General features: G+C 72.9%; 9 protein-coding genes. All 9 read left to right on the forward strand.

The window, feature by feature from the left end; translation table 11 throughout:
• Positions 1-65: 65 nt before the first annotated feature.
• The 9 genes from ACFVNO_RS03760 to ACFVNO_RS03800 all read left to right on the forward strand — a co-directional run bounded on the left by ACFVNO_RS03760 (position 66) and on the right by ACFVNO_RS03800 (position 12,780).
• On the forward strand, positions 66-1,511 hold the full coding sequence (locus ACFVNO_RS03760; protein WP_378888947.1) for a PucR family transcriptional regulator: 1,446 nt from the start codon (positions 66-68) through the stop codon (positions 1,509-1,511).
• Positions 1,512-1,623: 112 nt separating this feature from the next.
• On the forward strand, positions 1,624-4,620 hold the full coding sequence (locus ACFVNO_RS03765) for a DNA helicase (protein ID WP_378888950.1): 2,997 nt from the start codon (positions 1,624-1,626) through the stop codon (positions 4,618-4,620).
• A 65-nt stretch (positions 4,621-4,685) separates the two neighbouring features.
• The gene (locus tag ACFVNO_RS03770) at positions 4,686-5,567 is read left to right on the forward strand and encodes a DNA-formamidopyrimidine glycosylase family protein (protein WP_355256972.1); all 882 of its coding nucleotides are present in this window, start codon (positions 4,686-4,688) and stop codon (positions 5,565-5,567) included.
• 107 nt (positions 5,568-5,674) lie between these two features.
• Entirely contained in the window at positions 5,675-6,694 is a 1,020-nt protein-coding gene (locus ACFVNO_RS03775) for a LacI family DNA-binding transcriptional regulator (RefSeq protein WP_220565164.1), read from the forward strand.
• Between the two features lie 393 nt (positions 6,695-7,087).
• Entirely contained in the window at positions 7,088-8,800 is a 1,713-nt protein-coding gene (locus tag ACFVNO_RS03780) for an ABC transporter substrate-binding protein (protein WP_220565166.1), read from the forward strand.
• A gap of 212 nt (positions 8,801-9,012) precedes the next feature.
• Complete coding sequence (locus ACFVNO_RS03785) at positions 9,013-10,008, forward strand: ABC transporter permease (protein WP_220565167.1); 996 nt, start codon at positions 9,013-9,015, stop codon at positions 10,006-10,008.
• Entirely contained in the window at positions 10,005-10,916 is a 912-nt protein-coding gene (locus ACFVNO_RS03790; protein WP_220565169.1) for an ABC transporter permease, read from the forward strand. Before ACFVNO_RS03785 ends, ACFVNO_RS03790 begins: the two co-directional genes overlap by 4 nt.
• Positions 10,917-11,867 (forward strand): ABC transporter ATP-binding protein, encoded by a 951-nt coding sequence (locus tag ACFVNO_RS03795; RefSeq protein ID WP_355256976.1) that lies wholly within the window; start codon positions 10,917-10,919, stop codon positions 11,865-11,867.
• Positions 11,868-11,871: 4 nt separating this feature from the next.
• Positions 11,872-12,780, forward strand: a complete 909-nt coding sequence (locus ACFVNO_RS03800; RefSeq protein WP_220565172.1) for an ATP-binding cassette domain-containing protein — start codon at positions 11,872-11,874, stop codon at positions 12,778-12,780.
• Positions 12,781-12,912 lie beyond the last annotated feature (132 nt).

The following is a 12,912-nucleotide window of genomic DNA, read 5'->3' on the forward strand; positions in this document are numbered from 1 at the left end:
GATAATCGACGCAGGTCCCTGCGCCAATGCGGCAGGGGCCGCCGAGCACGACGAGTGGAGGCCCGATGCCACCGACCCTGGGCGGACTGGTGCGGACGCCCTCCCTTGGACTGCGCCCGCTCACCGGCGACGAGGGGCTGGAGCGCACGGTGGGGTGGGTCGCGGTCAGCGAGCTCACCGACCCCACCCCCTACCTGGCCGGGGGCGAGCTGCTGCTCACCACCGGCGTCCGCTGGGCCGACTCCCGGCCGGACCTGCGCGAATACGTGCGCAGGCTGGCCCGGCGCGACATCGCCGGGCTCGGGTTCGGCGTGGGCGTGGCCCTGGAGCGGACCCCGGAGGAGCTGCGGGAGGCGGCCGCGGAGTTCGGCGTCGTCCTGTTGGAGGTCGCCCGCCGGACCCCCTTCATCGCCATCGGCAAGGAGGTCTCCCGGGTCCTGGCCAAGGAGGAGTACGAGGGCCTCAGCCGCGCCTTCACCGCCCAGCGCGACCTCACCCGCGCAGCCCTGACCGGGGCGGAGGCCGTCGTCGACCGGCTCGCCCGGGACCTGGGCGCCCGGGTGCTGCTGATGGCGGCCGACGGCTCCCCGCGCCACACGGCCCCCGCCGGGGCGGCCCTGCGCCCGCAGGACCTGGCCGGGGAACTGGAGCGGCTCAAGACCGCGGGACCCCGCGCCAGCGTGGCGGTCACGGCGGGCGGCGACCGCGTCTGGGCCCAGCCGCTGGCCACCGGCCGCCGGGTCCGCGGGTTCCTGGCCGTGGGCACCGGCGGGCCGCTGGGGCCCGAGCAGCGGACCCTGGTCAACGCCGCCGTCTCCCTGCTGTCCCTGGAACTGGAGCGGGACGCCCACGGCGACATCGCCCGCATGGGCGAGGGGGTGCTCGCCGCCCTCCTCGCCGGGGCCCTGGACCCGGCCCATCCCGGCGCCGAGCGGCTGGTCGCGGTGCTCCCTCCCACTCCCGTGGTGGTCGCCGCCGCGGACGGGGTCCAGGGCGCCCACCCCCCGCACGGCGTCCTCGTCGCCGATCATGAGGGCCGGACCGTGCTGCTGGCGTCGGCCGACACCCCGGCCGCGGCCCTCGCCGACCTGCTCGACGGCCCCGTCGGGATCAGCGAACCGGCCGACTACACCGGGCTCGCCGTCGCCCTGGCCCAGGCCGAGCGCGCCCGCGAGGCGGCCCGCTCCCGGGGTGGGGGGCCGGTGCGCGCCGCCGAACTGCCCGGCGGCCTGCTGGGCCTGGCCGACACCCCCGCCGGGGCCCGGATGGCCGAGGAACTGCTCGCGCCGCTGCTGGCGGAGCGCTCCGGCGCCGAACTGCTCGCCTCCCTGCGCGCGTACCTGGCGGCCTCGGGGCGCTGGGACGCCGCGGCCGATGCCCTGGGCGTGCACCGGCACACCCTGCGCTACCGGATGCGCCGCATCCGCGACCTGCTCCCGGTCGACCTCGACGACCCCGACGTGCGCGCCGAGCTGTGGATGGCCCTGCGCCTGCACGGCGGCCGCGCCTGAAAGTCGGTACGGGTTCCGGCGTTCGGGGGGCCTCGGCCCGCGTTATCCACGACAATGGGCGTTGACAGCGGTGTGTAATCGAATGATCACCGGATCGACGCCGGGGGCGGACGTGAGATCACTACGGGACGATGAGCAGGAGATCGGCGACCTCGGGACACCGGTCCCCTCCGGGCGGCGGCCGGCGGTCATCCGGATCCGCAGGCAGGGGACGGGCGGGGCGTCCCCGCACTGGAAGCCGCCCGCCGCCGAGGACACCGACCCCCGCGCCCTGCTGGGCTACCTGCGCGCCTGCCTGCGCCGCGAGGCCGTGCACACCCACACGGTCCTGCTGGGCCACCTCGACGGCGACACCTGCGCCTGCCTGCCCGGAGGCGCCGAGACACTGTTCAGCGGCGGCGGCGACCGCGTCCCGGCCGGGACCGCGGCCGCCCGGGTCGTGCGCCTGGCCGCCCGGCACGGGCAGGCCCTGCGCTACGGCTACCCCCTCGTCATCCTCGGCGAGGGCGCCGACCGGGCCGCCCTGCCCCTGCTCACCGTGGACGTCCAGGCGGTCGAGGACCCCGCCTTCCCCGACGCCCCCCGGATCCGCGCGATCGGCCCGCCCGACGTCAACGCCGCGCTGCTGGAGCGGCTGGGCGCCACCGACCCCGAGGACCTCTTCGAGCTGCGGACCCGGCTGCGCTCCGGCGCCCGCGGCCCCTACCCCGCGGCCGTCGCCGACCTGGCCGTCAAGGTGCGCACCCTGCTCTCCCGCCTGGAGATCGAGCGGGTCGACGACATCGACCCGGCGGCCACCCGGGACGCGCCCCGCGACCCCGTCGACGGCGCCCACAACGTCGCCGTCCTGTTCCGGGCCGGTCCCGGCGCCCGCCCCGGCGACCGGGTGCCCGAACCGGGCACCGTGGAGGCGGTGCTGGCCGACCTCGACCCCACCGAACGGGACGGCATCGACCCCGGGGCCATCGGGGACACCGCCCTCCAGGCCCTGCTGCGGGGCCCCGGCGGCGCCGCCGGGGCGGAACCGGACCCCGCCCGCGACCCCGGCGGGCCCGGCGCCGACCCCGTCCCGATCAGCGCCTCGCCCCTGGACCAGGCCCGGTACGCCGCGCTGTGCGCGGCCATGGCCGACCGGCTCACCGCCGTGGCGGCCCCGCCCGGCACCGGCGTCCACGACCTCGTCGACGCCGTCGTCCGCACCGCCGTCGGCTCCGGCCTGCGGGTCCTGGTGTGCGGGCGCACCGAGCACGACATCCGCGAGGTCCTGCGCCGGGCCGAGGGCGGCCACCCGGTCATGCGGGTCGGCGGCAAGGAGCACCGGGCCGCCGAGGCGCGCCTCATCGGGCGCCTGCTCGCCGACCACGGCGGAGCCCCGCCCCGCCACGAGGACCCCGCCGCCCACCGCGCCGACCTGGCCCGCCACTGGTCCGTGGTCCGCGCGGTCTGGGACGAGATGGACGGCATGGCCGCGGGCGGGTACGAGCTCGCCCACCTGGCCCTGGAGCGCGAACTGGGCATCGCCGCCGGCTGGGACCCCGACCGGCTGTTCACCCCCGAGCGCGGCGGCCCGGAGTACTGGCTGCCGCGGGCCGAACGCGCCTTCGCCGGCGGCCTGGGCGCCTTCCAGCACCGCTCCGCCATCCGCCGCGAACTGGGCCTGGACACCGACCCCGAGACCCTCGCCCGGCTGTGCGCGACCGCCCGCCTGGAGAGCCGCTGGCGCGCCGCCCTGGACCGGCGCACCCGGCACGCGCCCCTGGGCGAGCTGACGGAGCGGCTGGCCCGGGCCCGTGAGGAGCACCGCCGCGCCGGGGCCGACTGCCTGGCCGCCGCCGTCGAACCCCGGCTGTGGCGGGGCAGGCCCGCCCTGGAGAACCGGTTGGAGACCCTCAACTGGCACCACGGCCCGGGCTGGCCCGGTATGGACGGGCTGATCGAGGTGCTGCCCGCCTGGACGTGCCGCACCGACCAGGTCCGCGCCCTGCCCCCGCGCGCGGGCCTGTTCGACCTGGTCGTGGTGCTGGGCGCGGAGCGGACCCGGGTCTGCGAGCTGTTGCCCGCCCTGCACCGGGCGGCCCGGGCCCTGGTCGTGGGCGACCCGGCGCACCCCGGCCCGGCCAGCGCTCTGGAACCCGACGAGGAGCGCCGCGCCCTGGCCGCCGCCGGGCTCGCCGCCGACCGGCTGGACGAGCGGGGCCTGCGCCACGGGACCGGGTCGGCGCTGCGCGCGGCCGAGCGCGCCGCCGGCGGGATCCTGTGGCTGGACGAGCATTCCGGGGCGCCGCCCCTGCTCGCCGAGACCGCCTCGCGCCACTGCTACGGAGGGCGGGTGTCGGTGTCCACCGCCCCCGACCCGGGCGGCGGCCCGGCCTTCGAGTGGCGCGACGTCGCGGGCGTCTGCGAGGCCGCCCCCGGTCTGTCCTACATCAACCGGGAGGAGGCCTACCGCGCCGCCGTGGTCGTGGACGAGATCGACGAGCACCTGCCGCTCGGGCGCACCATCGCCGTGGTCGCCCCGACCCAGCCCCAGGTGGCGCTGCTGCGCCGCCTGCTGCGGCCGCGGGCCTTCCGCCACCGCGTCGTGGTCGGCGGACCCGACCTGCTCGGCGGCGACCTCGACCGCGCGGACATCACCGTCCTCTCGCCGCTGCTCGCCCGGGGCGCTCCCGCGATCATCGAGCGCCGCGTGCGCCGCATGGGACACCTGTGGGCCGCGGTGCTCACCCGCACCGGGCAGCGGCTCGTGGTCGTCGGCGACCGCTCCCACTGGGAGGCCGGCGACGGCCCGCTCGCCGAACTGGTCGCCGTACCCGAGAACACCCCGGACGGCGCCTGCCGGGCCCTGGTGGACCGGCTCCGGGAGGCGGGCACCCGCGTCGGCGTCCAGCAGACCGTGGAGGGCTGGACCGCCGACCTCGTGGTCCGCTTCGGAGCCCGGCGCCTGCTCATCCTCCTGGACCGCGAACCCGACGGCCGCGGGCTGCGCCGGCTCATGGCCCGCGGCGACGCCCTCAACCGCATCACCGGCGACCCCGTCGTGGTGGTCCCCGCCTGGCGCTGCCTCGCCGACCCCGACCGCCTCGTCCGGGAGATCCTCGGGGCCCGCTGACCCGCACTACCCTGGACGCGGCGGGGACGAGGCCCCGCCGTGCTCAGGGAGGCAAGGGGGATCGGGTGCCCGAGGGCCACACTCTGCACCGGTTGGCGGCGCACTTCGACAAGGCCTTCGGCGGCGGCGCCGTGCGGGCCTCCAGCCCCCAGGGCCGCTTCGCCGACGGGGCGGCCCGGATCGACGGCCGGGTCCTGACCACCGGCGAGGCGCACGGCAAGCACCTGTTCCTGGGCTTCGACTCGGGGGAGTGGCTGCGGGTCCACCTGGGCCTGTACGGCGCGTGGACCTTCGGCGACGCCGACGGCGAGCGCCACCTGGGCGCGCCCCGCGCCGCCGGGGCCGGCCGGACCGACCTGGTCCGCGACGCGGACGGGTTCGTCGTGCCGCCCGCGCCGACCGGCACCGTCCGGGCCCGGCTGGTCAACGCCTCCGGCTGGGCCGACCTGCGCGGCCCCTCGGCCTGCGAGGTCGTCACCGAGGAGGAGAAGCTGGCGGTCCAGGAGCGTCTGGGGCCCGACCCGCTGCGCCCCGACGCCGACCCCGAACGCGCCTGGCGTGCGGTCTCCCGCTCCCGGACGAGCATCGCCGCCCTGCTCATGCGGCAGGAGGTCATCGCCGGGATCGGCAACATCTACCGCGCCGAGTCCCTGTTCCGCGCGGGCCTGGACCCGATGACCCCCGGCCGCGACCTCACCCGGCGGCAGTGGGACGCCCTCTGGGACGACCTGGCCGGGCTGCTCCGGGACGGCGTCCGCGACGGCTACATCATCACGACCCGACCCGAGCACCGGCCCGACCCCGGCGCGCTCCCGGTGCCCCGGCCGGACACCCTGTACGTCTGCTACCGCACCGGCGAACCCTGCCGGGTGTGCGGATCCCCGATCGCCTCGGCCGAGCTGGCCGGACGAACGCTCTACTGGTGCCCGGGCTGTCAGCCCGCGTGAGACCCGGTCCCCCTCCCCGGCGAACGCTCACGGAGCGTGCAGTACAATCCCACATCGCCGCTTAACCGGTTCAGGACTCGAGTTCAGGGGGACGTGTGGGGGGTTTGATGCGACGGCCGACCATCATGGACATCGCCAAGGCCGCGGGGGTGTCCAAGGGGGCGGTCTCCTACGCCCTCAACGGCCGGCCCGGGGTCTCCCAGGAGACCCGCGAGCGCATCCTGGCGATCGCCCACGACCTGGGCTGGGCGCCCAGCAGCACGGCGCGCGCCCTGTCGCCCGGCGGCCGGGTGGGCGCGTTCGGGCTGGTCATCGACCGGCCCGCCCGCTTCCTGGGGGTCGAGCCGTTCTTCATGCAGTTGGTCTCGGGCATCGAGGCGGAGCTCGCGGTCGCGGGCACGGACCTGCTGCTCCAGGTCACCGACGACCGGAAGGCGGAGGAGGGCGTCTACCGGCGCTGGTTCGCCGAGCGCCGTGTGGACGGGGTGATCATCGTCGACCTGCGGGTCGACGACCCGAGGATCGCGCTGGTCGACGAGGTGCCGCTGCCCGCGGTCGTCCTGGGCGGGCCCGGCGGGGCGGGCTCCCTGCCGTGCCTGTACACCGACGACGCCTCCTCCGTCCGGGAGGTCGTGCACTACCTGGCCGCCCTGGGGCACCGGCGGGTGGTCCGGGTGGCGGGGCCGGACGACTTCGTGCACACCAGGGACCGGACCCGTGCCTTCGAGGAGGCCGCCGCGGAGGCGGGGCTGCCGGGGGCGGTCACGGTCCACTCCGACTACACGGGGGAGTCGGGCGCCCGCACGACCCGCCGCCTGCTGGCGCGCGCCGACCGGCCCACCGCGCTGGTCTACGACAACGACCTCATGGCGGTGGCCGGCCTGGGCGTGGCCCGCGAGATGGGGGTCGACGTCCCGGGGCAGCTGTCCATCGTGGCCTGGGACGACTCGGTGCTGTGCCAGGTGGTGCACCCCTCCCTGACCGCGGTCGCCCGGGACGTGGTCGCCGCGGGCCGGGAGGTCGCGCGGATGCTCGCCGAGGCGGTCGAGGGCGGCCCCGTGGGCAGCCGCGAGACGGTTCCGGGGGAGCTCCAGCCGCGCGGCAGCACGGGCCCCATGGCGGGCTGAGCGACCGGTGCGCAGGCGTCGGCCGAACGAGCACCTCCGGCATGCCTCCCGAGCCTCATGGGAGCGCTACCAAAACATCATTCACTGTGGAAAACTACGCGCAAGCCGTGCGCTGCGTCACAACGCACACGAGGGGAGAAGCCCGATGGTGAACCGGTTCGACGGTTGTCGGCTGGCTGACTTGCCCACATCTGTGCTGTTACAAGCGAATAACAGCGGAGTGACGCCCATTGACGCCCTTCCCGTCGGCGTGTTGTTGTTAACGTCACTTACCCGGTTCAGCAACGGCCTGTCTCCGCGCCCCTGATTGGGAGCGCTCCCACCTCTTCGGGCCCCGGAGAGGGAAGTTCCCCCCCACGAGCGGCCGACCGGGTGGAAGAAGGAGGAGTCGAGATGAGATCTCTTCGGCTTCCGGCGGCACTCGCGGCACTGACCCTCGCGGTCACGGCCTGCGCGGGTGGCGGCGGCGGAAACGGAGAAGGTTCCGGCGAGTACCCGCGGAACGAGACGCTGTACACCACCGGGACCGCGTGGGGCCCGCCCGCCAACTGGAACCCCTTCATGCAGGGCCAGTACGCGGTCGGCACGGTGGGGCTGGCCTACGAGCCGCTCTTCCTCTTCGACCCGAACACCAGCGAGTACGTCCCCTGGCTGGCCGAGAGCGACAGCTGGCCCGAGGAGAACGTCCACGAGATCGTCCTGCGCGAGGGCATCACCTGGACGGACGGCGAGGCCTTCGACTCCGCCGACGTGGTCTCCACACTGGAGATCGGTCAGTTCGGGTCCGTCCCCTTCAGCAACCTGTGGAACTTCATCGAGAGCGTGGAGGCCGTGGACGCGCAGACCGTCCGCGTCACGTTCAGCGAGAGCCGCCCGCAGGAGTGGATGAACTGGGTCTACTCGCACCCCATCGCCCCCGAGCACATCTGGGGCGAGAAGACCGAAGAGCAGATCATGAGCGACGTGAACGAGGACCCGGTCGGCACCGGTCCCTACGTCTACGAGTCGCACACCGACGAGCGCCTGGTCTGGGAGCGCAACGACGACTGGTGGGGCACCGCGGCGCTCGACTACGAGATGAAGCCCCGCTACATCGTCGACCTCGTCAACGCCTCCAACGACGTCACCCTGGGCATGCTCCAGCAGGGCCAGGTCGACCTGTCGAACAACTTCCTGCCGGGCATCGACCAGATCATCAACGGCAACGAGACCATCACCAGCTTCTACGACGGTCCGCCGTACATGCAGCCCGCCAACACCGCCTGGCTGGTGCCCAACACCACCAAGGAACCGCTGAACGACCCCGCGTTCCGGCAGGCGCTGGCCCACTCGATCGACATGCAGCAGATCATCGAGGGCCCGTACTCCAACCTGGTCGAGGCCGCCAACCCCACCGGTCTGCTCCCGCTCTGGGACGACTACATCGACCACGAGCTGGTCGAGGAGGAGGGCTTCTCCTACGACGCCGACGAGGCGGTGGCCATCCTCGAGGACGCGGGCTACCAGGACCAGGACGGCGACGGCTTCGTCGAGACCCCGGACGGCGACCCCATCGCCCTCACCCTGGAGGTCCCGGCCGGCTGGACCGACTGGATGGAGGCGTCCAACGTCATCGCGGCGAACGCCCAGGCCGTCGGCATCAACATCGAGGCGCAGACCCCCGAGTTCGACCTGCTGGTGGACAACCGCAACTCCGGTGAGTTCGACCTGATCATCAACAACGAGCGCCAGGCGAGCAACACCCCCTGGACCTACTACGACTACCTCTTCCAGCTGCCCATCAACGAGCAGCAGACGACGGTCAACTTCGGCCGTTACGAGAACGAGGAGGTGTGGTCCCTGGTCGAGCAGCTCGCCGCCGTCCCCGCGGACGACGTCGAGGCCGCGGCCGAGATCACCTCGCAGATCCAGGAGATCCAGCTGGCCGAGCTCCCGGCCATCCCGCTCTGGTACAACGGCATGTGGTCGCAGGCCAACAACACGTACTGGACGAACTGGCCGAGTGAGGCCGAGGGCGCGCCGAAGAGCGCCGCGACCCTCTGGAACGGCTGGTGGCAGCTCGGCGCCATCACCACCCTGGCCACCATCGAGCCGGCCGGCGAGTAGCCGCACCACGGTCGGCGGGCCGGAGCACCCCTCCTCCCGAGTCCCGCCGACCGCCCGGTCCCGGCCGGGAGCGGCGCGAAAGCCCGACCGGGACCGCCCCGGAGCGGGCGGGACGGCGGAACCCCGCGGGGACCCCCTCGCCCGGGTCCCCCTCCGCCTCCCGCCCCGCCCGGGGCTCCTCGTCCGTCCGCCACCATCACCTGGAGGAACGTGTGTGGCGCTACATCGGCCGTAAGCTCTTCGTCTACCTGCTTACGTTCGTCATCGCGGTCACCATCAACTGGATGATCCCGCGCTTCATGCCGGGCGACCCCGTCCGGAGCATGCTCTCCCGCGCCTCGGTCGGCAACCCCGAGGCCCTGCAGCGCATGAACGATTACTACACGGGGGTCTTCGGCCTCGACACCCCCCTGCACGAGCAGTACCTCGCCTTCTGGGCCGGCCTGCTCCGGGGCGACCTGGGCGTCAGCGTGATGCTGTTCCCCCAGCCCGTCCTGGACATCATCATGAGGTCGGTGCCCTACACCCTGGGACTGCTCCTGCCCGCCATCCTGCTGAGCTGGATCGTCGGCAACCGGATCGGCGCCTTCGCCGCCCGCAAGAAGCTGCTCGACAACACGATCCTGCCCGTGGGGTACATCCTCACCGCCATGCCCTACATGTGGCTGGCCCTGCTGCTCGCCTGGAGCCTGGGCATCGTCGCGGGAGTCCTGCCCACCGCCGGCGGCTACGCCCCGTCGCTGCGCCCGGAGTTCAGCTGGCTGTTCATCTCCAGCCTGATCTCCCACTGGTTCCTGCCGTTCCTGTCCATGTTCATCGTGGCCCTGGGCGGCTGGGCGATCGGCATGCGCAACATGATCATCTACGAGCTGGAGGCGGACTACTCCAACTACCTCCAGGCCCTGGGCGCCCCCACCCGCCTGATCCGCCGCTACGCGTTCCGCAACGCGATGCTGCCGCAGATCACCGGCCTGGCCGTCCAGCTGGGCACGGTCCTGTCCGGCGCCCTGCTCACCGAGATCGTGTTCAACTACCCCGGCCTGGGCACCCTGATCCTCCAGGCGCTGAACAACCGCGACTTCTTCGTGCTCCAGGGCACCTTCCTGTTCGTGGTCGTCGGCGTGCTGATCGCCAACTTCATCATCGACATCGTCTACGTGCTGGTCGACCCGCGCACCCGGGTCCAGATGACGGGAGGCGCCGCGTGAGCGAGATCGCCGGAGCCCCGGGCGCCGCGGATCCCGCGGGCGACCCCCAGCCCACCCCAGAGCGCAAGACCTCCGAGGTCCTGCACTTCGCCGTGCGCAACCCCAAGCTGCTCATCGGCCTGGGCATCGTCCTGAGCCTGCTGCTGCTGGGCATCTTCGGGCCGTTCTTCATCGACCACGACCCCAACGAGTACATAGGCCCCAAGAGCCAGCCGCCGAACGGCGAGTACTGGTTCGGCACGACCAGCTTCGGCCAGGACGTCTGGGCCCAGTTCGTGTACGGCCTGCGCTCGACCTTCCTCATCGGCGCCTTCGGCGGCGGCGTGGCCTTCGTCATCGGCACGGCGGTCGGGTTCGTCGCCGGTTACAAGGGCGGGATCGTCGACGAGATCCTCAACATGCTCACCAACGTCGTGCTGGTGCTGCCCGCCCTGGTCGTCCTCATCGTCATCACGGCCTACCTGGAGGTGCGCGGCGTCTTCATCCAGGGCGTGTTCATCGGCCTGACCTCCTGGCCGTGGGCGGCCCGCGCGGTCCGCTCCCAGGCGCTGTCGCTGTCCACCCGCGACTACGTCGACCTGGCCCGGCTCAGCGGTCGCCGCACCTGGCGGATCATCACCACCGAGATCGCCCCCAACATGAGCTCCTACCTGGTGATGTCCTTCATCCTGCTGTTCGGCGGGGCGATCCTCATCGCCGCGGGCCTGGACTTCATCGGCCTGGGCCCGACCAACGGCGTCTCGCTCGGCCTCATGCTGGAGAGCGCGATGAAGTGGAGCTCCCTCTACCTGGGCATGTGGTGGTGGTTCATCCCGCCGGGCCTCGGGATCACGATGATCGTGGGCTCCCTGTACATCCTGAATGTCGGGCTGGACGAGGTGTTCAACCCCAAGCTGCGGGAGCTGTAGATGACTCTGCGCGTCAACGACCTCAAGGTCTACTACCAGACCCTGCGCGGGGACGTCCACGCCCTGGACGGCGTGACCTTCGATCTGGCCGACGGCGAGATCATGGGTCTGGCCGGCGAGTCCGGGTGCGGCAAGACCACGCTGGGCAAGAGCCTGATCCGCCTCGACTCGCGCATGCGCCACGTCGGCGGGACCGTCGAACTGGACGGCAAGGACGTGCCCATCGCCGACGACAGGGCGATGGTGCCCCTGCGGTACCACGAGATCTCGCTCATCCCGCAGTACGCGATGAGCGCGCTCAACCCCACCCGCAAGATCGGGCGGATGATCAACGACCTCCTGCGGGCGCGGGGGGTGCGCCCGGCGGACATCGCCGCCGAACTCGGACGCCGCCTCGAACTGGTCGGACTCGACACCGACGTCCTGGACCGGTTCCCGATCGAGCTGTCCGGAGGCATGAAGCAGCGCGTCGTCATGGTGATGTCCACGCTGCTCAACCCGTCGCTGCTGATCGCCGACGAGGTCACCTCGGCCCTGGACGTGTCCACCCAGCGCGCCGTCGCCGAGTCCCTGGTGGAGTTCCGGGACCGCGAGTACATCAAGAGCATGGTGTTCGTGACCCACGACATCTCGCTCGTGTACCAGATGGCCGACACGATCATGGTGATGTACGCGGGCCACGTCGTGGAGAAGGCCTCGGCGTCGACCATCGTCAACGCGCCGCGGCACCCGTACACGCAGATGCTCATCTCGGCCCTGCCCGAGGTCGGCACCACCACCGAGCAGGGCCGGCTGGAGGGCATCCCCGGCACCCCGCCCGGGCTGCTGAACCCGCCCACCGGGTGCCGGTTCAAGGACCGCTGCCCGCTGGCGTTCGAGAAGTGCAACGAGCGGCCCCCGCTGGTCGAGATCGAACCCGGCCACTTGGCCGCCTGCTGGAAGACGGGGTGAGGACGTGCTGGAACTCAGCCACGTGCACAAGGTGTACCGGGTCGGGGCGTTCGGCGGCGGGCGGCTGCGCGCCGTCCGCGACGTCAGCCTGAAGGTCGGGTCCGGAGAGGTGGTCTCCCTCATCGGGGAGAGCGGCAGCGGCAAGAGCACCATCGGCAAGATGGTGCTGGGGCTGTTCAAGCCCTCCGCCGGGACGATCTCCTTCGACGGCACCGACATCACGACCATCCGCGGGCACGCCGCCCGCAAGGCCTACTACCGGCGGGTGCAGGGGGTCTTCCAGGACCCGTTCAGCTCCTTCAACCCGATCTTCAAGGCCGACCGGGTGTTCGAGATGATCCGGAGCTCGTACTTCCCCGGGACCTCGGACGCCGACTGGCGGGAGCGGGTGCTCAAGGCGGTCGGCACGGTCCGCCTGGACCCGGAGAACGTCCTGGGCAAGTACCCGCACCAGCTCAGCGGCGGTCAGCTGCAGCGCCTGCTCATCGCGCGGGCCCTGCTGCTGGACGTGGACCTGCTGGTCGCCGACGAGGTGATCAGCATGCTGGACGCCTCCACCCGGATCGACGTGCTCAACCTGCTCGCCGACCTGAAGGAGCGGGGGATGGCGATCCTGTTCGTCACCCACGACCTGTCGCTGGGCAACTACGTCAGCGACCGGTCGGTGATCCTGCGCAAGGGCGCGATCGCCGAGATGGGGCCCACCGCCCGCGTGTTCGAGAACCCGCTGCACCCCTACAGCCGCCACCTGCTCTCCTGCGTGCCCCAGCTGCACCGCACCTGGGCCGAGGTGGACGCCGAGCTGAAGGCGAATCCGCCGGAGGACGTCGAACTCCCCGTCGCCCCGGACGACGCGTCCGCGCCGCTGCTGGAGGCGGAGGAAGGGCATTTCGTCGGGATCGATCAGGGCTGAGAACGGACCGCCGTCCGCGCCGTGGCACGGCATCCCCGCACTGGTAGGGGGTGCCGCGCCCGTCGCTGTCAGGACCCCGGATATTCCCCTGCTGTTCGTGCGTGTTGCCACACCGAAAACCCTCGCGATCCG

It is taken from the genome of Nocardiopsis sp. NPDC057823 (assembly GCF_042797335.1).
Classification (GTDB): domain Bacteria; phylum Actinomycetota; class Actinomycetes; order Streptosporangiales; family Streptosporangiaceae; genus Nocardiopsis; species Nocardiopsis changdeensis.

Excerpts from the sequence above, each read along its gene's own strand:
- ACFVNO_RS03780 (WP_220565166.1), top strand. The coding sequence starts at position 7,088 with ATGAGATCTCTTCGGCTTCCGGCGGCACTCGCGGCACTGACCCTCGCG.
- ACFVNO_RS03795 (WP_355256976.1), top strand. The coding sequence starts at position 10,917 with ATGACTCTGCGCGTCAACGACCTCAAGGTCTACTACCAGACCCTGCGC.
- ACFVNO_RS03775 (WP_220565164.1), top strand. The coding sequence starts at position 5,675 with ATGCGACGGCCGACCATCATGGACATCGCCAAGGCCGCGGGGGTGTCC.
- ACFVNO_RS03760 (WP_378888947.1), top strand. The coding sequence starts at position 66 with ATGCCACCGACCCTGGGCGGACTGGTGCGGACGCCCTCCCTTGGACTG.